At 38.4% G+C, this 20,506-nt stretch carries 22 protein-coding genes and 1 tRNA gene; 15 read left to right on the forward strand and 8 right to left on the reverse strand.

From position 1 onward, the window contains the following. The first annotated feature begins 2 nt into the window (after window positions 1-2). The 8 genes from cutD to PSF42_RS16375 all read left to right on the forward strand — a co-directional run bounded on the left by cutD (window position 3) and on the right by PSF42_RS16375 (window position 5,016). Window positions 3-953, forward strand: a complete 951-nt coding sequence (cutD, locus tag PSF42_RS16340; RefSeq protein ID WP_213913620.1) for a choline TMA-lyase-activating enzyme — start codon at window positions 3-5, stop codon at window positions 951-953. Window positions 954-966: 13 nt separating this feature from the next. Continuing rightward, entirely contained in the window at window positions 967-1,398 is a 432-nt protein-coding gene (locus PSF42_RS16345) for a BMC domain-containing protein (protein WP_272680372.1), read from the forward strand. Then, window positions 1,395-2,039: a phosphate propanoyltransferase gene (locus PSF42_RS16350; RefSeq protein WP_213913618.1), complete on the forward strand. Its 645-nt coding sequence runs from the start codon at window positions 1,395-1,397 to the stop codon at window positions 2,037-2,039. The genes PSF42_RS16345 and PSF42_RS16350 overlap by 4 nt, the downstream gene beginning before the upstream one ends. A gap of 14 nt (window positions 2,040-2,053) precedes the next feature. Next, window positions 2,054-2,746 carry a hypothetical protein gene (locus PSF42_RS16355; protein ID WP_272680373.1) on the forward strand — a complete coding sequence of 231 codons (693 nt, stop codon included), beginning with the start codon at window positions 2,054-2,056 and terminating at the stop codon, window positions 2,744-2,746. 61 nt (window positions 2,747-2,807) lie between these two features. Next, on the forward strand, window positions 2,808-3,236 hold the full coding sequence (locus tag PSF42_RS16360) for a DMT family transporter (RefSeq protein ID WP_272680374.1): 429 nt from the start codon (window positions 2,808-2,810) through the stop codon (window positions 3,234-3,236). Window positions 3,237-3,257: 21 nt separating this feature from the next. Beyond that, window positions 3,258-3,584, forward strand: coding sequence for a DMT family transporter (locus PSF42_RS16365; protein WP_042845455.1), 327 nt, complete (start codon window positions 3,258-3,260; stop codon window positions 3,582-3,584). A gap of 199 nt (window positions 3,585-3,783) precedes the next feature. Then, window positions 3,784-4,119, forward strand: a complete 336-nt coding sequence (locus PSF42_RS16370) for a tRNA-binding protein (protein ID WP_125890527.1) — start codon at window positions 3,784-3,786, stop codon at window positions 4,117-4,119. 183 nt (window positions 4,120-4,302) lie between these two features. Continuing rightward, window positions 4,303-5,016: a helix-turn-helix domain-containing protein gene (locus PSF42_RS16375; protein WP_272680375.1), complete on the forward strand. Its 714-nt coding sequence runs from the start codon at window positions 4,303-4,305 to the stop codon at window positions 5,014-5,016. Between the two features lie 38 nt (window positions 5,017-5,054). Here PSF42_RS16375 and PSF42_RS16380 read toward each other — a convergent pair whose 3' ends face one another. Further along, window positions 5,055-5,462 carry a DUF2628 domain-containing protein gene (locus PSF42_RS16380; protein ID WP_125890525.1) on the reverse strand — a complete coding sequence of 136 codons (408 nt, stop codon included), beginning with the start codon at window positions 5,460-5,462 and terminating at the stop codon, window positions 5,055-5,057. Between the two features lie 155 nt (window positions 5,463-5,617). Then, window positions 5,618-5,998: a DUF1992 domain-containing protein gene (locus PSF42_RS16385; RefSeq protein WP_125890524.1), complete on the reverse strand. Its 381-nt coding sequence runs from the start codon at window positions 5,996-5,998 to the stop codon at window positions 5,618-5,620. 457 nt (window positions 5,999-6,455) lie between these two features. On the opposite strand from PSF42_RS16385, the gene PSF42_RS16390 reads away from it, so the two are divergent. Next, window positions 6,456-8,027, forward strand: coding sequence for an AbgT family transporter (locus PSF42_RS16390; protein ID WP_102138017.1), 1,572 nt, complete (start codon window positions 6,456-6,458; stop codon window positions 8,025-8,027). Window positions 8,028-8,213: 186 nt separating this feature from the next. Here the strand turns inward: PSF42_RS16390 and add are convergent, their stop codons facing one another. The 3 genes from add to PSF42_RS16405 form a co-directional block, all read right to left on the reverse strand. Continuing rightward, entirely contained in the window at window positions 8,214-9,392 is a 1,179-nt protein-coding gene (gene add / locus PSF42_RS16395) for an adenosine deaminase (protein ID WP_125890523.1), read from the reverse strand. A 27-nt stretch (window positions 9,393-9,419) separates the two neighbouring features. Beyond that, the gene (locus PSF42_RS16400) at window positions 9,420-10,751 is read right to left on the reverse strand and encodes an MFS transporter (protein ID WP_125890522.1); all 1,332 of its coding nucleotides are present in this window, start codon (window positions 10,749-10,751) and stop codon (window positions 9,420-9,422) included. Window positions 10,752-10,857: 106 nt separating this feature from the next. After that, window positions 10,858-11,625 (reverse strand): oligogalacturonate-specific porin KdgM family protein, encoded by a 768-nt coding sequence (locus PSF42_RS16405; RefSeq protein WP_125890521.1) that lies wholly within the window; start codon window positions 11,623-11,625, stop codon window positions 10,858-10,860. Between the two features lie 263 nt (window positions 11,626-11,888). On the opposite strand from PSF42_RS16405, the gene PSF42_RS16410 reads away from it, so the two are divergent. Genes PSF42_RS16410 through ushA form a run of 6 tightly spaced genes read left to right on the forward strand, consistent with a single transcriptional unit; the run spans window position 11,889 to window position 18,505 of the window. Next, window positions 11,889-12,635, forward strand: a complete 747-nt coding sequence (locus PSF42_RS16410) for a GntR family transcriptional regulator (RefSeq protein WP_125890520.1) — start codon at window positions 11,889-11,891, stop codon at window positions 12,633-12,635. A 13-nt stretch (window positions 12,636-12,648) separates the two neighbouring features. After that, window positions 12,649-13,731: an ADP-ribosylglycohydrolase family protein gene (locus PSF42_RS16415; RefSeq protein ID WP_125890519.1), complete on the forward strand. Its 1,083-nt coding sequence runs from the start codon at window positions 12,649-12,651 to the stop codon at window positions 13,729-13,731. Then, a complete protein-coding gene (locus tag PSF42_RS16420; RefSeq protein ID WP_125890518.1) occupies window positions 13,728-14,771 on the forward strand; it encodes an SIS domain-containing protein in 1,044 nt (347 codons plus the stop codon). The genes PSF42_RS16415 and PSF42_RS16420 overlap by 4 nt, the downstream gene beginning before the upstream one ends. Window positions 14,772-14,786: 15 nt before the next feature. Beyond that, entirely contained in the window at window positions 14,787-15,701 is a 915-nt protein-coding gene (locus PSF42_RS16425) for a carbohydrate kinase family protein (protein WP_125890517.1), read from the forward strand. Between the two features lie 18 nt (window positions 15,702-15,719). Further along, a complete protein-coding gene (locus PSF42_RS16430; RefSeq protein WP_272680376.1) occupies window positions 15,720-16,868 on the forward strand; it encodes an esterase-like activity of phytase family protein in 1,149 nt (382 codons plus the stop codon). A 32-nt stretch (window positions 16,869-16,900) separates the two neighbouring features. After that, window positions 16,901-18,505, forward strand: a complete 1,605-nt coding sequence (gene ushA / locus PSF42_RS16435) for a bifunctional UDP-sugar hydrolase/5'-nucleotidase UshA (RefSeq protein WP_413776242.1) — start codon at window positions 16,901-16,903, stop codon at window positions 18,503-18,505. A gap of 658 nt (window positions 18,506-19,163) precedes the next feature. Here the strand turns inward: ushA and PSF42_RS16440 are convergent. The 3 genes from PSF42_RS16440 to dicD form a co-directional block, all read right to left on the reverse strand. Beyond that, window positions 19,164-19,481, reverse strand: a complete 318-nt coding sequence (locus PSF42_RS16440; protein ID WP_125890514.1) for an MGMT family protein — start codon at window positions 19,479-19,481, stop codon at window positions 19,164-19,166. A 237-nt stretch (window positions 19,482-19,718) separates the two neighbouring features. Continuing rightward, window positions 19,719-19,794 (reverse strand) — tRNA-Phe (locus PSF42_RS16445). A gap of 126 nt (window positions 19,795-19,920) precedes the next feature. Then, window positions 19,921-20,493: a division control transcriptional repressor DicD gene (gene dicD, locus PSF42_RS16450; RefSeq protein ID WP_413776252.1), complete on the reverse strand. Its 573-nt coding sequence runs from the start codon at window positions 20,491-20,493 to the stop codon at window positions 19,921-19,923. Window positions 20,494-20,506: the final 13 nt, after the last annotated feature.

The following is a 20,506-nucleotide window of genomic DNA, read 5'->3' on the forward strand; positions in this document are numbered from 1 at the left end:
CAATGATGAGCGCGGCAGAGATGAAAGGTCGGATATTTAATATCCAAAAATACTCGATTTATGATGGCGACGGTATCAGAACGCTGATTTTCTTAAAAGGGTGCAATATTCGTTGTCCATGGTGCGCCAATCCAGAAGGGTTAAGCAGTCAGTTCCAAGTGATGTTTTCCCACGACAAATGCGTCAACTGCGGAAAATGTGTTGATGTCTGCCCTACAGGGATCCACTACAAAACTATTAATGAGCAAGGTGAACAAATTCATCGAGTCAATCGTAGCATTGACTGCATTGGCTGCCGTAAATGCGAAGAGGTATGTATTGGTGGTGCATTAGACATTATGGGGAAAGATGTCACGGTCGCCGAAATGATGGAAATCATCATGCAAGATTATGATTTTTATATTTCTTCCGGTGGTGGCGTGACAATCGGTGGCGGCGAAATGAGCCTACAAACCGATTTTGCCGTTGCGCTACTGCGTGAGTGTAAAAAAATGATGATCAACACCGCAATAGAAACCCAAGGTACGACATCGTTAGAAAACTATGAAAAGTTAGCCGAAGTTGTCGACCTATTCCTCTATGACATTAAACATATTGATACGGCGCAGCATAAAAATCTGTTCGGTATTGGCAATGAAAATGTTCGTCGCAACCTAGAAAGATTGGTCGACCTCGGCGCTAACATCGTGGTCAGAATGCCCTTAGTTCGTGGCTATAACGACTCGTTTGATGCCATTACAGGGGCGATTCACTATGCGATGGAATTATCCAAACGCGGCAATGTAAAACGCATTGATATTTTGCCTTATCACCAGTTGGGCCGCGGCAAATACGACAAACTGGATATGATTTATCCCGTTAAACAAGACCCAACCTATAGCGCAGAAGAATTAGACCAACTTGAAGCATTCTTCAAACAATTTGATTTCGATATTCGACTGGTTCGTCATTAAGTAGGAGAGACAGATGAAAAGTTTAGGTGTAATTGAAACTCGGGGACTGACATCCGCCATACAGGCTGCGGATGCGGCATGCAAAGCGGCCAGTGTAGAAATTGTAGGTTATCGAAAAATCGGTTCTGGACTGGTATCCGTTTGTTTTCAAGGCGAAATCAGTGCCGTTCGCACCGCAGTTGACCACGGCATTGAAGTGATCGCCAGTAGCCAACTATTAGTCGGCTCATTAGTGATTGCACGACCTGAAGAAAGTGTGATCAGCAAATTGCTTACTGTAAAAAGTAAAAAAGGCGAATTAGAGAAAAGTGTTGAAGCAAAAGCAGAAAAACTAGTGGAAAAAACGGTTGTTGAAGCCAAAACTGAAGCACCAGTAGCTGAAGTTAAAACCGATATCAATGTGAAAGACATCAAAAATGACCCACGTAAAGGGAAAAAATCATGATGAATGAGCAATTGATGGGGAAAATACTGGCTCGGCTTTCAGCCTATACACCGGCACAAAATGGCGTTTCTAACATCGCTATCCCTGTTGGCATATCTAACCGTCATGTTCACCTTTCACAGCAGGACGTTGAAGCCTTGTTTGGTCAAGGCTATCAGCTGACGCCATTTAAAGATTTAAAACAGCCGGGGCAATTTGCGGCGAAAGAGTGCGTGATGGTAGTGGGACCAAAAGGGTCAATTAGCAAAGTCAGAGTGCTAGGGCCTGTTCGCCCAAAAACACAACTGGAAGTGTCTAAAGCCGATTGTTTTGCCCTTGGGATTAAAGCGCCAGTGAGAGAGTCAGGGGATATGACGAACTCGGGTAATGCGTTACTGATTGGCCCTGCAGGACATGTCAATCTTGAGTCACAAGTCATTTGTGCTCAGCGTCATATTCATATGAGTGTGATGGACTCAAGAGCCTTAAATGTGGTGAATGGGCAAAAGGTGAATATCCGTACTGAAGGTGAACGCAGCTTAGTTTTCGATGAAGTTATCGTGAGGGTTGATGAACGATTTTCCCTTGAGTTTCATATCGATACCGATGAGGCAAACGCAGCGGGATTACGTAATAACGATAGCGTATTCATCGCGGGTTAAGGGATGGTGGCAAAATGAACGAAAAGCTGATTGAACAAATTGTGCAGCAAGTTTTACGTCAGTTAAAGCGACAGGTTTTGGTGGTGTTATCGCCAGTTGAGGGGTATCAGCAAGCGATTTACCGAAGGCTGGCACAGCTAGATTCTATTTCTTTTTCCTTTTATGCCACCGCATCCATGCTTCAGTCTTCTGATGTTGAAAAATGGGCTGAATTGGGAAGTATTGTAGATAAAAATGTCGTCTCAATAAACACGTTAAGCCACTATGGCAGTCTATTTTTACCATTCATTGATGCAAAAGTAGTGGGTGAAATTGCCAATGGTTTATTTGTCAGTGAAGAAAGTGAATTGGTCTTGCATGCATTATCACAAAACATGCCAATATTCGCCTTGAAATACCATTGTTGCCCTGAAAGTGAGTTAAGTCAGGTTTTAGGTTTAAATAAAAACGAAAATTATAATCGTCTGATTAAAGAAAATATCAGTAAGGCTATTAATTTAGGAATTCGTTTCGGTTCATTAAACGAAATAGAAAAAAACTTTTTAATTAATGAAGTTACTGAAGATTTAAAACCTGAACTAAATAATAAACATCCAAATCGCTATATTACTTTAAAAGAAGTGATGAATAACCCTAGGGGGTGTTTTGCGAATGAAAATAAATTAACGGATTCAGCAATCGATTATTTAAAGTCTCTGAAAAAATAAGGCTATTTAATTAAATTAAAAATTAATTCTAATCTTTCTATTTATCGTAGGAGTATTATCTATGTCCCCTAAAGCAAAAGCATGGCTTTGGATGCTGGCGGTTATTATTTCTGAAACCTCAGCAACATCGACCTTAAAAATGTTTGATAACAGTGAAGGTATGACCAAATCATTATTATTAGCATTAATTGTTGTACTGTATGTTATTTGCTATTACTCACTTTCCCGCGCAGTAAAATATATTCCTGTTGGCTTAGCGTATGCAACATGGTCAGGTACGGGGATCCTAATGGTTTCAACCCTTGGTATGCTATTTTATGGACAACATCCCGATACCGCAGCCATGATTGGCATGGCGGTGATCGCAAGTGGTATTGTGATCATGAATCTATTTTCCAAAATGGGCTCAGATGATCCAGAAGAAACCGAAGCATCTCAAGATGACACTGAGTCTTCATTATTATCCGCAAAAAATAATACAGCGCATTAATTTAAAGCTAAGGGGAATATTATGTTTACTGGATTTCTATGGTTAGCACTTTCTATTGGCTCTGAAATAACGGGCACCTCAATGATTAAAAAGACCAATAGCTTTAGTAAATTGGGGCCATCTGTATTAGTCATTATTGCGTATTGTTTGTGTTATTTCGCTTTAACTCGTGCAATGGGCTATATCCCAGTTGGTGTGGCTTATTCATTATGGTGTGGGTTTGGTATTGTCGGTGTGACACTCGTTTCTATGGTTTTATATAAACAAAAACCCGATTTTCCAGCGGTATTCGCGATGGGGCTCATCATTAGTGGTGGGATTATTATGAATACATTCTCAACGATGTAATTGACTCATTATTGCATTCTTTCTTTCGTTCATTGTTTGGCCCTCCATGTATTTTCGTGAGGGCTATTTTTTTATCATCCGTTTTTATCATGCGATAGTATGACTGTTTCACGATACAAAGTGATGGTTTGGCGATAAAAGAAAGGATCTATCCTATGTTAATTTACGTTCTATAAATAATCTAATTAGGAAAAAATGAATGAACATAATTGAATGGGACGATTTTACTCGGGTTGAAATGCGCGTCGGTACGATTATTAGTGCAGAAGTGAATATTAAAGCTAAAAAACCCGCTTATATTATGGAGGTTGATCTCGGCGAATTGGGTATTAAGCGTTCAAGTGCACAGATCACCGTCAATTATACGCCTGAAGATTTGATTGGTAAGCGAGTGCTGTGCGTGTGTAATTTTGAAGTAAAGCGTATAGCAGGCATTAAATCAGAAGTATTGATCACGGGGGCGCCTGACGAAACGGGGGCGATCGTTCTTGCTGAATTTAACCTGCCTTTGCCAAACGGTGCTTTATTAGCATAATACTCGTTATACTTCGTGTTAATACATTAATTTGATATGGCTTTTTGGTTATACTTACCTGGTTCAGTGGGGCCATATTTAGGGTCTCGCTTGCTTGCCGCCTAGTGTCGTCGGTGCCATCACTGCTATTTATTAGTAAAAAGGTTATACTGCTATTCTCTGTATCAATAGGAGTGTGACCCTTTGCGATTACCTGAACTACATTTTCGCCAATATTCAGACGAAGTCATTTCTCATCAACATGATGGGCAGTGGCAAGTCGTGTTGTCGTTATCTGGGCAGATGGAAATCAATATGTATCGGCAACATTTCTTGTTAAATGCAGGGAAGGGCGTCGTGATCCCTCCGAGTGTCAATCATGCATTTAGTGGCCAGCTAGGAAATCAAAATTATGTATTAGAAATGCCAAATACAGCGCAGTGGGCATTAAATGAAAAGATGACACAATTCACTCTGACTCCAGCCGCAGTCGGTCTTTTGAGTTGGTTACAAAGTTTTCCACAAGCTCCCGAACATAATTTTACCGTTGCTCGTCTATTATTGGCTCAATTAAAACCTGAAAATAAGTGGATTGATGAAGTTTCTCAATGGGTGGAGTTGCGTTTGCATCATCCTATTAGTTGTGAAGATATGGCGATTGCTTTTTGTATGTCGGTGAGTACATTGCAGCGGCGAATAAAAGCAGAAACACAATTAACAGCGATGCAATTTCTATTACAAAAACGCATGGAAATCGCAGGAAGCTTATTACTAACAAATACTTCAATAGAACAAATTGCATTATCTGTCGGTTATGAATCTCATTCGGCATTTAGCCAAGCTTTTCGTCGATTTTATGGCAGAACACCAAATGAATATCGAATTCAGGGCATTAACTTAGTACCTTGTAAAAATTAGCAGCCTTGCTAGCCACCAATCTTTACAATATTTGCTATCTACAGCATGCGGATCCCTTCAAATGGGTTCCAGTTATCCAATCCTTTGGTTTCTTTAATATAGTAAGCATAGTTGGCAACCATGGCCCACAGCGCTGACATACCGACAGATACCCCAGTAAAGACGGCGTTAGGAATCGTTCCACCAATCATAAAATCAATAATATTCAAAACGATAGCAACCCCAAGAGTGATGCCAAGCATTACTAACCCTTTCTTCCATAGCCCTAAAATCAAGAAATAAATAATGCCGAAGAAGAAGGCAAAAATGTTCATATTAATGAGAATACGCTCACCGAAAGAGGCCGCTTTTAACGCTGCTTTGAATTCAGGCGTATCTGGAGCACCATGCTTATCAAAGAAATCGAACCGTTTTTGCCATTTATTAGAATATTGTTTCTGTTCCATCTTCATCCCTTATCTATTTATACTTATAAAATCGGGATTGATAATACTTGGATGCTTCTATAAATGCAGGAGGGATATTCTTAATTTGACTATTACAGAGTTTTCTTAATAAAAGGGTAATATCTTCATTTACTGAGAGATCGGCTTACTTAGCATTATTTTGTATCTGATTTTCTTGTTATTTGTTCAGAAATTGAAACTGCATAGTTGCCATGTAAAAAATCGGTATTGACATTGGCTTGTTTGAGCTTTAATTCGAGTAACGCTAACTGTTTGCTTATGGATGTGTAATTTGGGTCGTCTATAGATAAGCTTTGTAGCATTTGACTTAACGTTAATGCATCTTTTCTTTGTTGTAATTCTACAGGCAAATAGCCTGAGTTTTTTAATATCCGATATCCAGCCCTAAGTTCAGGTGGAATTAAGCTATCGTCTTCGAGCTGCAGTGGCTTGCCTTCCCCATCTAAACTCGATAATTCCCCTTTATTCAGTGCGGCTTGAATATGGCGCTCAGCCCAAAGGTCGATAACTGACATGATAGTGGCTCCAAAAGTTGATTTTTTACTATTATAGCCCTCCATATCAATATAAAGGAAGTTGGCAGATTATTCTTTATTATGGTTATTATTCCGAGTTATCAGTAAGGTTTTACCGAGGGTTTATAAATGAAGGGTTGGTTATTTTTATAAAATAAAACGGCTGAAAAATGATGTTTAATTAGTGATAAATGAGGTAAAAAAGCGAAGAATAATATGAAAATTGTTATATTGACCACACTTATGGAAATTAATTTATCTTGTTTATTTTGGTCTTAATTTTCGCCTTGATATAAATAAGTGATATTAATAACTGGTTTGGATAAATAATTTCTAATTATGTTGAATTTTATGTCTAATTTGTATGATTTTTGTTGGATTGAAATTATCTGTTTGTAAATAGCAAAAAGGAAAAACATTGTGTAATGTCCGTTTTGCTTGTTTATAAGGAGAAAATATGGAACAAAAGAAACAAGAGGGAAGCCGTTTTTTGCGAACGGTTGAGTGGCTAGGTAATGCACTACCACATCCCGTCATCTTATTTATTATTTTAATTGCAATTTTATTAGTTTCTTCAGCAATTGGTCAGTATTTTGGTGTCAGCGTGCCAGATCCTCGCCCAGAAGGGGCGAAAGGGCGTGCAGAAGACGGTATTATTCACATTGTCAGTTTATTGGATGCTGAAGGGATCCGAAAAATTATTGCTAATGTCGTTACTAACTTCACCGGCTTCGCGCCATTAGGGACGGTATTAGTTGCGTTATTAGGGGTTGGAATTGCAGAACGAGCCGGTTTGCTTTCTGCGGCCATGCGTTTGGTTGTAACCAAAGCCCCACGTAAATTAACGACGATGGCGATCGTGTTTGCAGGTATTATGTCAAACACCGCGGCAGAACTGGGCTATGTGGTACTTATTCCGTTAGCCGCTATCATTTTCCACTCATTAGGACGTCATCCTTTAGCTGGCCTTGCCGCTGCATTTGCAGGGGTTTCAGGCGGTTATTCAGCAAACTTATTATTAGGTACGGTTGACCCGTTACTGTCAGGTATCACCCAGCAGGCTGCGCAAATCATTGACCCGACTTATATTGTGGGAGCGGAAGCGAACTGGTACTTTATGTTTGCGAGTACGTTTTTGATTACTATTTTAGGTTACTTGATCACAGAAAAAATAGTTGAGCCACAGCTTGGTCCATACACTGGCGGTGCAGTTGACGAAGATGAAAATAGCCTCTATGCCTCAGCAAATGTCACTCCGCTAGAGAAAAAAGCGTTATTTTGGGCATCAGTGACGTTTTGGGGATTAGCCGCGATTTTGGCGTTAATGGTGGTACCCGAAAACGGAATATTACGTAACCAAGATACTGGGTTAGTCAGCAACTCGCCTTTCCTAAAAGGCATAGTGGTATTCATTTTTGTGTTCTTTGCTGTCCCGGGTATTGTGTACGGCTATATCGCTAAAACCATGCGTTCTGATAAAGACATTGTTGACGCAATGGCAGGGGCAATGAGCACTCTTGGCTTATATCTGGTTATCATTTTCTTTGCTGCACAATTTGTTGCTTTCTTTGGTTGGACAAATATCGGGCAAGTTATTGCGGTTAAAGGTGCCAACTTCTTAAATAGTATCGACCTTCACGGTGGGGTGCTGTTTATTGGCTTTATTCTTATTTGTGCTTTTATCAACTTAATGATTGGCTCTGCATCGGCTCAGTGGGCTGTCACCGCGCCTATTTTCGTCCCCATGTTGATGTTGGCAGGTTATGCGCCTGAAACTATCCAAGCCGCTTATCGTATTGGGGATTCGGTAACCAATATTATCACGCCAATGATGAGCTATTTTGGGTTGATTATGGCGATAGTGGTTAAATATAAAAAAGATGCAGGAATAGGGACATTGGTTTCAATGATGTTGCCATATTCCATCATTTTCTTCATTGGCTGGTCGCTGTTCTTTATTGTGTGGGTATTTGTATTGGGTATTCCTGTAGGTCCTGGTTCCCCAATTTATTTCACACCGGGAAGTTAGCCTTTTGATGTGTAATTAGAAAATCATTGGTTGCCCTATTTTAGTTCATTAGGTTAGGGGCAACCAGTGAGGGTATAAAGTGTGATTTTGTTGTTATGAGCAGAGAATCTAGATTAAATAAAGATTATAAAAATAAACTGCCGTGAGTGAAGCAGTTTATTTTACCAAACACCAATAATCATAATGTCACGGTAATAAATAATTTTTTAAATAGTGTAAATGGTTATTTAACCGAGAGACTAATGCGGAACTAATTGATGGTCTGTCAACATACTTCTGTAGTTGTTTAATATCGTCCTCGGTAAAAGTTTTGTAAACCTGTTGCAGTGCGAGTTCTTTATACTCATCCTCTAAAAAAGCGGCTTCAAGGGAACAAAGAGTGATGTCTAATAATTCGATGCGTGTAAATTGAAAAGTCTGTTGGGCGATTTGGTATTCTTTGTTGATATCTGTACCAAAAATCCCTGCATCATCAGTATTAATCGCAATACGCACTCCCTTATCATACAGTTTGCGAATAGGGTGTTGATGAATATCGCCATTTAACTCAGGGACTAATATACGGTTACTTGTCATCGAGATTTCTAAGAGGATCTTGTTCTCAATTAATTGCTTTATTAAAGCCTCATTATCAATGGCGCGAATACCATGGCCAATACGTACAGCACCAGCTTTAACTGCATTTTGTATTTGCTGGTCTGAACCAATTTCACCTGCATGGTATGACCGGCCCAGCCCCAGTTGTTTTGCTAATTGGTGGCTCATGGAAAAATCAGCAAATTGGTAGCTCAACTCATTACCTGCAATATTAAAACCAGTTATTACATCATGGGGATTTTGCTGAACAAACTGGAGCGTTTGATAGACAATATCAGGACCTAAATGCCTGACTCCCACGGCATGTAACCTGACAATTAAAGGATACAACTGATTCACATCCTCAATGGCTCGTGTAATGGCTAATAGCCTATCCATATAGCGCGTGCTGTCCCAGGATACTTTCCCGTTAACTTCACTGGCGCTCATATGATAGGGGGAGATCAATAATTCGCAATAAATTAGCCCTTGCTGCGCATTTCGAGTGAGATAATCTTCGGTGATCAGATAGTAGTCATCTGCGGTTTGAATGAGTGAAGCAACACGATCATAGATGGTAATAAATTCATTAAACTGGCTTTCATCATAAAAATAGCGCCCATCAGGAAATTGTATATCATCATACTCCCCTACTGGATAAAATAACGATGATGGTAAATTAATGGCATTATTCATGGCTAATTGCTTGGCAATTTTAGGGGTAACCGATCCTTCCAAATGCTCATGTAAAATGACTTTAGGTAAATAACTCTGTTGATCTATGTTCATTTCTTTCTCATTTTATGTGATAAATAACTAGGCTATTTTGAGTAACTCGTTTTTTATTTTTTGGTAATATTGGTTATTAATAATAAATTTGAACATTAATAACCCGACTAACAAATGAAATATTGCCGGTATTAATGTCATCATGAGTGATATGCCGATAAGGGATGACACTGTTTGTTCAACATCGGGTTGGTAGCCTATATAAGCTAGGGCAAAACCTAAGGCACCACCTGCGACCCCCATTCCAAATTTTTGGAAAAATAAGATGCCACCAAAAGCCAGCCCAGAAACTCGAGTTCCTGTTTTTACTTCACCATAATCGACAGACTCAGCAATCGATGACCAAAAAATAGGTAGTTGTAAATCACATAAGAATGAAACGGCAAAATAGAATATAAAGGCGAGAGCAATATCGCCCTGTCCCACCATAAAGTACATTAATGTGCTAAATAGAAAGGTCGCGATTTGGGAATAACGAAACAACTTTATTTTATCATAAAATTTAGTCATCCATGTACTCACAATCATAGCTAACACCGAAGCAATCACTCCTGTGGTTAAGAATGCAGGAATTAAGCTATCGCCACCGGATAAATAGTATTTAGCATAATAGGCTGATACAGATGCGCGGATCGTCCCACCACACATAATTAATGTCAGAACAATACCTAAAATAATCCACTGGTCGTTTTTAAATAATAATTTTACCTGCTGTTTTATTGGTGTTTTTTCTATATTTACAGAGACCCTTTCTTTGGTGGAAAAAAAACAGAATAAAATAAGTACCGTACCTAATATCCCCATAATGGCCATTGAGCTCTGGTAGCCTTTAGCTAATTGTCCTTGGCCAAAATACACCGCCATTAAGGGCACGATGATAGTGACAATAAAGGCAGCTATTTTGGTCATGACAAAACGATAGCCATTTGCACTCAGTCTATCTAATGGTTCGTCACTAATAACACTAATGAGAGAAACATAAGGAATGGCAATAAATGTATAGATAATGGTAAGTAAGATATAGCTTGTATACGCCCAAATTAGTTTACCTGTATAGGCGATATCAGGGGTGACAAACATTAAGTAAATAGCAAAGCCGAATGGGACAGCCAAAAAGAGTAGGTAAGGGCGATACCGTCCCCAACGCGTATTTATTCGATCAGTAAATATGCCAATCATTGGGTCAACTAAAGCATCAACAAAGCGAACAATAATAAATAAAACACCAGTGTCGGCCGCAGACAAGCCATAAATATCAGTATAAAAATACGCTAATAATAGTTGCATGGAGATCATGACAATGGCAATTGCCATGTCACCTGCACCAAAGCCAACTTTTTCATAAATAGATAGTTTCATCTTATTTAACCTTTATAGAGCGGCATGATAGTTAGCTTTTAATTCCTTACTACCAAGCTGCGCTTTTATTTGCTTTGGAATAATTACGTCCTTGTATTTTTGATAATCAAAAACTATATGATATTCCTGTTCTTAATCTTAACTGGCGGTTATCACTGTATTTGCTATATCCTTTTACATCACCGATTGCAATATAAGGTGTCCAATTCTCGATGGTATATTGGACTTTAATATCTTGGGCATAGTCGCGTTTTTTATTATCCCAACGTACATTTTCAGTGTCATACCAAACAAAGTTGTAGGTGATCCCAATTGGTAAATCTTTAGGGCGCCAGTCATACCAAAAATCGGTTCTATAGGTTTTTTGTTTATCCGCAGAATTACTGGAACTTGGATGATCTAAATCCACACGGAATCTTGAACGAATGCGATGGTCGGCATTAATTTTATAAGCGACTTCAAGACCGGGCTCATAGGTTGTCCAATAACTTGAACTATAGACGGAAAAAGTGGGGGTAAATGTCCAATTCTTTAAAGGTTCAAATCGAAGTGGATAATTTAAGATAATACCATGACCATTATTTTCAAAATGACCCCAACTATCACGGTTAGCGGGAAGTTCCCCTCTTTTATCATTGTTTTTTTGTTTCCACATTAATTCAAGGTGTACATCTAGTCCACTATCAAAAAAGTACCCCATTTTAACGCGATCATTGGAAACGCGTTGCTTAGTTAAATATTCATTACGGTAATCAAGGTAACCACCACCTGCATACGAGGATGAGATGAAAATAGTCGTAAAAGCTAGGGTGCTTAATGATAAGTAATAGGGTTTTCTTCGTGAACATTCGGCTTTATTTTTTTGATTAAACATATTTCATTCCTTATTCTCAATTAACATTATTTATATTTTTTCTCTCTGTTTGATTTAGAGATTAATAATATTGGTATATACCACAATAAACCATTGTTTAAATTGTGAACGATGTCACTAATAAATGAAAATAAAAATAACTATTTGTTTTTATTAAAAAAATATTAAATTTTGATTTTGATCGCAAAAAATAGCAATAATAATTGTTCTTTTTCTTTTTTAGTTAACAATATTGGTAGTTACCAATCTTAGAGATATAAATAATGTCAAAAAACTATATTTTGAAATATCAGGAAATTTATCTGGATATTAAAAATAAAATTGATCAGCAAGAATGGCAGGAGGAGGATGTCATTCCAACAGAGCGGGAGCTTGCTGAAGTTTATCAAACTAGCCGTACCACGATTAGAAAAACCATTGAGTTACTGAAGCAAGATGGTTATCTGTTTAGTCAACATGGTCGAGGTACATTTGTTTTACCAGAGAAAAGCCGGTTATCTAGGCGCTCATTGCACAGTTTTACCGATGATATTTCGTCTCGAGGTGGGACTCCATCACAAGAAATTTTGGAAATTGGGTTCGTTCCTCTTAGCAATATAATTAGGCAAAATTTGCAATTATCGCTACATGAACGCACTATTTTTCGTATTAAACGTATTCGTTTTTCAGAAACAACCCCAATGGGGATCCATACCTCATATATACCGTTACCGCATAATATGCCTATCGAAAAAGAAACGCTTCTTGAGTATGGTTCTTTATATAAGGTATTGAAAGAAAAATATAATTTATTTCCATTGGAAGCCTATGAGTCAATTAGTGCTCGTTTAGCCTCTTCTTCAGAGCGAAGTTTTTTAGAGTTGGATCATGAAGGGGTCGTACTCGCTTGTACTCGAATTACATTATCTGAAGCACTAAAACCAATGGAATACGTTGAAATGGTTTATCCCGCGAGCCGCTATACCTACAACATGAAAATCAATCGCGATAGTTTTGGTCGCAATAAATAATTAAGGATAAAAAATGCAACTTACTCAGAAAGTTATTTATAACAAAATATACGGCTCACTCGCTGCAGCAGGCATGGGAGATGCGCTTGGTGCACCCACGGAGTTATACAGTATTGATGAAATTATCGCTGCTCATCGAGGCTTTCTAGACCATTTTATTACACCGCCTAAAGATACATTCGCCGGGTCATTAAACGGGGTCGCAGGTTTAATTACCGATGACTCAAGTCAAATGTATGTTTTATCAGAAGGTCTCATCTCTGCGGGTTATAATAGATTTACTAACCAAGATTGGGTGAATTGTTTATTACGCTGGGCGGATATGCAACCTTATGCAAACTATAAGGGGCCGACCACTGAACTGATTGTTAATGCGTTAAAATCAGGGCAAGCAACTAACACAATAGGCCGCATAGGGACTTCTGAACGCCAAGCGCCAAATATTGGTACGACAAATGGAGCTGGTATGCGCATTGCGCCTGCAGGGCTTATTTATCCAGGGCAGCTAGACAAAGCCTGTGAACTCGCAGCATTGACTTGCATTCCGTCTCATGACACCAACATCGCGATAGCGAGTGCCTGTGCTATTGCGGCTGGTGTGAGCCAGGCAATGATGGTGAGTGCAACAGTAGAGTCTGTGGTTGAAGCGTGTTTATACGGTGCACGGTATGGTGAAGTTTTAGCTAAAAAAATAGGGCGTGTTGTTGCTGGGCCAAGTATTGAAATGCGTATTCAATTAGCCCTTAGAATCGCCCGTGAAAATACAGACTTAGAGATTTGCTTAAGACAGCTTGAAGGATATGTTGGAAATTCCGTAGCGGCACATGAATCTATTCCAACGGCTATTGGGTTATTTGCATTCACTAAAGGTCAAGTTTGGGATGGCATTGTTGCTGCAACAAACGTAGGAAATGACACCGACAGTATTGCCACGATGGTAGGGGCCATGGCAGGGGCACTACAAGGGTTTGATAGTCTTCCACAAGACCAGTACCAGTTCTTTAGCAAAGTAAACAGCCATGATTTTGATATCCCTAAAATTGCACAAGGGTTATCAGAGCTCGCATGGCAAGCTTTGCAGGGTGAAGCGCAATGAATGCCATCATGCCATTAGATAAAACATGGCAAGAGATAACAAGTACGCCTAGGGTTCTGGCGTACTTATTGGAAGAACCTCATCTTGTTCGTGAGTTAGCAATTGGTATCAAACAACAAACAATCACACAGATGTTGTTTGTTGGTTCTGGTGACTCCTATGCGATTGCTCAATTCATAGCTATATATTATGAAAAGCAATTAGGTATAGATTGCAAAGCGATTCAGTCTTATGAGTTTGTCAATGGGGCACGCCTGCTCCTGAAGGATAGTGTCGTTTTTATTATTACAGCCAGTGGTCGTCCCTCACCGGTTATCGATGCTTTAGCCATTGCCTCAGACTCAAGTGCATTTGTTGTTGTAGTGACAAATCATAAAAATGACAGGATACGTGAACAAGCTAATTTTGTGTTGTATACCGGTGCAGAAAAGCAAGGGATTCCCACTCAAAGCACAACTGCAAGTTTATTGCTATTAATTCAATTATCTATTTATCTGAAGTCATCAGATATTAATGATGCTTTAGCTGAGCTCCGATTAATCGTTGAGAATCTGGCCGCCCCGATTATTCAGAAAAAAACTATTGAATATCAGATAGACAGAAACTACCCATTCGAAGCTGCTCATGTATTCCTATCAACAGGAATAACCTCTTTTATTGCCGAAATGGGGTGCAATTTACTCGCTTGCGGGCCACAATTATTAGCCCATTCATTCCTTATAGAAGAATATCACCATAGTTTACGCCTTCTACATGACAACCATTTACGTCGTTTTATTCTGTTACTTAGTGATAAAAAACATGAGTCTATTTTCTTGAATACTGCAAAAACATTAGTTGCACAAGGGGCTAGCGTCATATTGCTATCTGCTTATCCACTAAAAGAAAATGACATGAATGGTTTTATGGTAATAACTTTTCCTTGCAGTACTTCAACGGAATTTAGCTTTTATAGCCTCAATTTTTTACAAGTTTTATCTCTAAAGCTCGCTGAGCATTGGGTCGCTCAAGGTGGCGTTAGAGCTTTTAGCAATAACTAAAGAAAGGGAATAATAATGAAAAAATATGATGTTGTTGCGGTGGGCGATGCCAATATTGATCTCATGTTTAGAGTGCCTAGTTTGCCAAGATATGACAGTAAAGTCGTCGGTGAAAAAATTAATGAATGCGTCGGAGGGACAGTCGCTAATAGCGCTTGTGTTCTTGGGCAATTGGGCTCTAAGACTTTATCCCTTTCATCGGTGGGGGATGACAATTATGGGCAAATGATTTTAAATGACTTTAAACGCTTCCGTGTCGATACGTGTTTTGTTGAAATTATTCCTCGTCTTTCTCCGAATTTGGCCATTATCTTCCTTGATCATAGTGGAGAAAAGGCATTGGTATTTTCCCCCGGTGAAGAAACTAAAATCAATCAGGCGAATTACACTCAGGCAATTAAAGAAAGTAAGGTGCTGTATACCATGCCGGGGAATATTGAAAAATTCAAATACATGTCTGAAATCTGCCAAATACATGACACTAAAATTGCAGTGGATATTGAGCCTCATATCGCGGACACCCAAGATAAGCTTGAAACGATTTTAACCGCTAGCAATATCGTTATTTTCAATTTAGAAGGATTTCTTACCTGTACAGGGCTTGAACTCACTGTTAATGCATTACGACATTTGGTTGTGCAATATCAACTTGATGTGATTGTTGTCACTTGTGGTGCGCAAGGCGCTATCGCTGTTACAAAAGATAGCGATGAGAAACATGATGGCTTTTGTGTTGACGTGATTGATACCACTGGGGCTGGAGATACCTTTAATGCGTCTTTTATCCACGCCTTACTTGCAGAAATAACATTGAAAGAAGCATTGGCTTTTGCTTGTGCATCAGCCGCTATTTCTATTGGTTATTTGGGGGCTCGAAACTCCATATTAACCAAAAGTAAAGTTGAAAAATTTATTAACGATTACAAATAATATTAATCAGGGGTAATTATGAAGAAAAAAAATAAATCATGGAAACTAGTTGCTAGCCTATTTACTGCATCGACTTTATTTTATAGTCAATTTTCAACCGCACTCGAAAAACTTGACTTTATAGGGGAATATTCACTTCCGACGAGTACATCATATCAAGATGTATTATTTGGAGGTGTTTCAGGATTGTATTTTGATGCTGAAAAATCCATTTATTATGGTATCTCTGATGCACGAAATACTAAACAAGAAGGTGTTTCTCGCTTTTATACCTTAACAATGAATATTGATAAGCAAGGGATTCATAGCGTCAATATTATGGGCATGAAAAACCTTCTCGATAAAGACGGTAAAATTTGGTCAAATGGGCAAGTTGATGCGGAAGGAATTGCACCAACGCCAAATGGAAAGGGCTTGTTTTGGACATCTGAATTAGGAATCGCATTACGTATCACAGACTTTGATGGCTCATTTATTGCTGATTATAATGATGTTATCCCCCCATACTATAATGTGTTAGGTATTGCTGATAAAACCTCGAAAGTTGGTGTTCGTTCAGGAACTAGTTTTGAGGGAGTATCTCTCACGCCAGATAAAAAAAATGTATTTATTTCTGTTGAAACGGCATTAAAACAAGATGGGCCTATTTCAACGCCATTAAATTCTAGCCCTGCTAGGCTATTGAAATATGATGCAAACTCACAAACCAATGAATTAACTTTAGTGGGCGAGTATATTTATAATATTGATCCTATTCCTGACGTGTCTGAGTTTGCAGTTAATGATAATGGCGTTTCTGATATTTTAGCCGTTAATGAACATCAATTGTTATTTATTGAGAGAGCGGGTCGTAATGCCAGCAAAGGTTATGATGATTGGGATTTTAATATTCGAGTCTATTTAGGAGATATTTCTAAAAGCACAAATATTAAAGGTATGGAAACACTGAGCGATATTAAAGAAAAAAGCCAATTTCAGCCAATAACGAAGAAACTACTCATCGACTTTTCTGATTATACCAAGACCCCAGATAATATTGAAGGTATTACTTTTGGCCCAGTTATTGATGGACATAAAACCCTGGTTTTTGTTACTGATAACAATTTCCAATCTTACCAAAGCAATAAGTTTTATGTTTTTATTGATAGCAACGACATATTGAAGTAATTCTATAAGGATGTTTGATAATGAATAAACTTATTCGTTCTACAAAACAATATGCAGCTCGCCTTGGTTTTGCACTGCTGACTCTGTTGTTGATTAGTTGCTCAGCACCTCAGAAAAGTTCATATGTTACACTATTGCACACCAATGACCATCATGGGCACTTTTGGCAAAGTAAGCACGGTGAATATGGTCTTGCAGCGCAAAAAACACTGGTGGATAGTATCCGTGAAGAAGTTTCTAAACAAGGCGGGGAGACTTTTTTGTTGTCAGGTGGGGATATTAATACAGGTACTCCAGAATCTGACTTACTCAATGCTAAACCTGACTTTATCGGTATGAACCTCGTTGGTTATGATGCGATGGCAATTGGCAACCATGAGTTTGACCATCCTGTTGAGTTATTAAAGCAACAAGAACAATGGGCAAATTTTCCTTTTTTATCCGCCAATATTTATGATAAAACCACGGATCAACGTTTATTTTCCCCTTACGTAGTATTAAAAAAAGGGAATGTAAAAATTGCTTTTATCGGTGTAACGACACCAGATACCCCAAAACTGGGTAGTAAAAAAATCTTACAGAATGTGCGCTTTACTGACCCGATTACTGAAGTTAAAACGCTATCAACCCAGATAAGAAAAGACAATATTGCAGATATGGTCGTGGTATTATCCCATCTTGGGTACTATGAGGATGGTAAATCAGGGACGAGTGCTTATGGCGATGTTGAGCTAGCACGCGCACTAAGCCCAGGAGATATCGATGGCATTATCAGTGCACATTCACATTCAACACTTTGTATGGTAAAGGAAAACTCCATTGATCTTGAATATAAAGTGGGTGAAGATTGCCGCCCAGATTATCAAAATGGAGTCTGGATTATGCAAGCAGGTGAGTGGGGTAAGTTTGTTGGCCGTGCAAACTTTCAAATTACTGAGAATAAAATCACACTGTTAAGCTATCAGATGCTTCCTGTTAATCTAAAATATACCGTAAAAGACTCGGACGGCAATAAGCAATATGTTTATTACACGGAAGAAATTAAAGCGGACCCGAGTGTGATTACAGAATTGACTCCATATCAGCAACAAGGGGAAGAAAAACTGGGTGTGATTATTGGAAAAACTGAGAATTTACTACAAGGTGACCGTCGCGTTGTTCGCCATCAACAAACAAATCTCGGCAAACTAATTATACTTGCACAAATGTGGAAAACAGATGCTAATTTTGGCTTGATAAGCAGCGGAAGTATTCGTGCACCAATAGAGCAAGGGGATATTACATACCGTGATATATTAACCGTTCAGCCTTTTGGTAACTCAGTCGGTTTTGCTGAAATGACAGGAAAAGAATTAATACCTTATTTAACAACGATTGCCAATATGACTCCTGGTGCAGGAGCATATCCACAATTCGCTAATATTACTTTTGACCTTTCTGATGGGAAATTAAAAAACATTAAGATTGCAGGTAATCCTATTGAACTAAACAAAACCTATCGCTTTAGCTTGCCAAGTTATAATGCAAATGGGGGAGATGGTTATCCAATTATTACGGATCGATTCATGAATACAGGCTCTATAGATGCAGATATTTTAAAAACGTATATAGAAGAGAATACGCCTATTAATCTTTAATAATTTAAAAAACGCCTCAAATTATTCTTATGCTCGATAGCGTGGCGGAGCCAATCTGAGGCGTCACTATATTATCTATTTTTTACATAGCTTATGATTTTATTAATTAATGGATTCTGTTTTTCATTTGATAAATCAATTATTTTCTTTAGTTCTAGCTCATTGATTGGGATGGGTGAATAATATGTTTCACCTGATATTAAGTCCCTGTAAGGGGTTTTTTTAGGTACTGAACTTTCAGGGATTTCTTGTAACCTGACGACTAAGGCTAAGGTTTTATAATTAAATGTCGCCTCATCAATTTCAACAACTTTAAATCTTCGATCCGCGAGAAATATTAACTCCTCTCTATCTGGAGCGGACCAAGGAGCTACATTTCTTGCCGTAATAAAGTCGATTTCAAAAATAAATAATCAACATGAGACATAGATGGATTTAGAATTAAATATAGTTCATAACTAAAACAATACAAGTTAATATTTTATTAGTTAATCTCACTCAGATACATCATCAGTAGTGTAAACTATAAATGATACATATTAATCACTAATTAACTTAGTGATTATATAATATTTATTATATTTATAATGAAAAAATTCGGTATTTAAAAGATAAAAAATAATTTTATATTTTTATTCTATGAATATATTTGAAAGGATTAATCTCCCCCTTCCCATAAGTAGTCTTTTAACTTTATCTTATCATTTGCATTAAAAACAATACCTTCATGTATAAGGGCTTGTTTATGGCGTAGATAGCATTCTCCCGTGACGGACAATTTTCCCTGACTATTAATAACACGGTGACAGGGCAGGGTACTGCCAGGTGGAATATTTCTAATTGCGCGGCATACCTGACGAACATGAGCAGGGTAACCCGCCATTTTAGCGAGTACGCCATATGTGACGACCCTGCCACTAGGGATATTTCCCATAATGCTATAAATGATATCTTGAAAAGATGGCGCACTGTTCATGGTGAATGTCTTAATTATGATGAGGAATTATCAGTCTATAAGTATAGGCAATGCTAATAACTATTCTGTTCTAAATTGGTTTTATTGGCAAATACTCATGGCGATTACGCTAAACCAATAGGATAGGGGAGCAACTGGCAGTTTAATATTGGTGGTAGTACTGGATATTTATGAAACAGGGTTTTGTTCAGCGATAAAAAGCAAAAACCCGCCTTTTGGGCGGGTTCTTTAAATAAGTGGTGCCCGGACTCGGAATCGAACCAAGGACACGGGGATTTTCAATCCCCTGCTCTACCGACTGAGCTATCCGGGCAACGGGGCGCATTAAACCGTATTCAGCCGTTTGCGTCAATGCATTTTTTATAAAAAACCACTTTTTTTTACTGAGTGTTTTCTTTTTCAGCAAAAGGTGTGTGTTTAGTATGCGTTAATTGCTTTTTTAACTTAACGCCCCTTTTTTACGGCACAGCGCGATTGTGAGAATATCCTCAGAAAGGTGCTGTGCGATCTCCACATCTCGAATATCCCTCTGTACTAATAAGCGGTTTAAACAACCCTCAAGCACTAATTCCATTTGGTTAGCAACCAATGTAGAGTCTTCAATATCTAGCTCATCTAATAGGTTTTTAGTGAAGTGAAATGAATTATCTTTTTGCAAGCGACTTAATTGGTGGATAGGATGCTCTGCATCTGGGTAATAATTACATGCAGAAATGAATAAACAGCCAGGAAAACGCCCTTGGCTGACTTTTTCAGATAATTGTTGGTAGCGAGCCATTAACTTTTGATGTGGGCTTAGAGACTCATCTAGCAAGGTTTGGCGCTGCCATACTTCAATTTGCTGGCTATGAAAACGCAAGCAATCATAAACAAGTGCTTCGTCGTCTGGCCAGAACTGTCGAATAGCTGAGAAATCAGATTCAATTTCACTAAGTAAATTTTCTGTAGATGCGGATAAGCCTTGGATTTCCAATTGATTTAACGCATGGCTCAAAATAGTTTCGCGTTGGATAGGCATTGTTAAC

This window comes from Providencia sp. PROV032, assembly GCF_028484875.1.
Taxonomy (GTDB): Bacteria; Pseudomonadota; Gammaproteobacteria; order Enterobacterales; family Enterobacteriaceae; genus Providencia; species Providencia rettgeri_E.

What these genes read in the sequence shown, in the direction of transcription:
- PSF42_RS16385 (WP_125890524.1), bottom strand. Translation starts at nt 5,998, where the DNA reads ATGTCAGTTATCGACCTTTGGGCTGAGCGCCATATTCAAGCCGCACTG.
- PSF42_RS16425 (WP_125890517.1), top strand. Translation starts at nt 14,787, where the DNA reads ATGAAAAAATATGATGTTGTTGCGGTGGGCGATGCCAATATTGATCTC.
- PSF42_RS16355 (WP_272680373.1), top strand. Translation starts at nt 2,054, where the DNA reads ATGAACGAAAAGCTGATTGAACAAATTGTGCAGCAAGTTTTACGTCAG.
- PSF42_RS16400 (WP_125890522.1), bottom strand. Translation starts at nt 10,751, where the DNA reads ATGAAACTATCTATTTATGAAAAAGTTGGCTTTGGTGCAGGTGACATG.
- add (WP_125890523.1), bottom strand. Translation starts at nt 9,392, where the DNA reads ATGAACATAGATCAACAGAGTTATTTACCTAAAGTCATTTTACATGAG.
- PSF42_RS16360 (WP_272680374.1), top strand. Translation starts at nt 2,808, where the DNA reads ATGTCCCCTAAAGCAAAAGCATGGCTTTGGATGCTGGCGGTTATTATT.
- PSF42_RS16345 (WP_272680372.1), top strand. Translation starts at nt 967, where the DNA reads ATGAAAAGTTTAGGTGTAATTGAAACTCGGGGACTGACATCCGCCATA.
- PSF42_RS16430 (WP_272680376.1), top strand. Translation starts at nt 15,720, where the DNA reads ATGAAGAAAAAAAATAAATCATGGAAACTAGTTGCTAGCCTATTTACT.
- PSF42_RS16410 (WP_125890520.1), top strand. Translation starts at nt 11,889, where the DNA reads ATGTCAAAAAACTATATTTTGAAATATCAGGAAATTTATCTGGATATT.
- PSF42_RS16440 (WP_125890514.1), bottom strand. Translation starts at nt 19,481, where the DNA reads ATGAACAGTGCGCCATCTTTTCAAGATATCATTTATAGCATTATGGGA.
- PSF42_RS16415 (WP_125890519.1), top strand. Translation starts at nt 12,649, where the DNA reads ATGCAACTTACTCAGAAAGTTATTTATAACAAAATATACGGCTCACTC.
- PSF42_RS16370 (WP_125890527.1), top strand. Translation starts at nt 3,784, where the DNA reads ATGAACATAATTGAATGGGACGATTTTACTCGGGTTGAAATGCGCGTC.
- PSF42_RS16365 (WP_042845455.1), top strand. Translation starts at nt 3,258, where the DNA reads ATGTTTACTGGATTTCTATGGTTAGCACTTTCTATTGGCTCTGAAATA.
- PSF42_RS16390 (WP_102138017.1), top strand. Translation starts at nt 6,456, where the DNA reads ATGGAACAAAAGAAACAAGAGGGAAGCCGTTTTTTGCGAACGGTTGAG.
- cutD (WP_213913620.1), top strand. Translation starts at nt 3, where the DNA reads ATGATGAGCGCGGCAGAGATGAAAGGTCGGATATTTAATATCCAAAAA.
- PSF42_RS16380 (WP_125890525.1), bottom strand. Translation starts at nt 5,462, where the DNA reads ATGGAACAGAAACAATATTCTAATAAATGGCAAAAACGGTTCGATTTC.
- PSF42_RS16350 (WP_213913618.1), top strand. Translation starts at nt 1,395, where the DNA reads ATGATGAATGAGCAATTGATGGGGAAAATACTGGCTCGGCTTTCAGCC.
- PSF42_RS16420 (WP_125890518.1), top strand. Translation starts at nt 13,728, where the DNA reads ATGAATGCCATCATGCCATTAGATAAAACATGGCAAGAGATAACAAGT.
- PSF42_RS16405 (WP_125890521.1), bottom strand. Translation starts at nt 11,625, where the DNA reads ATGTTTAATCAAAAAAATAAAGCCGAATGTTCACGAAGAAAACCCTAT.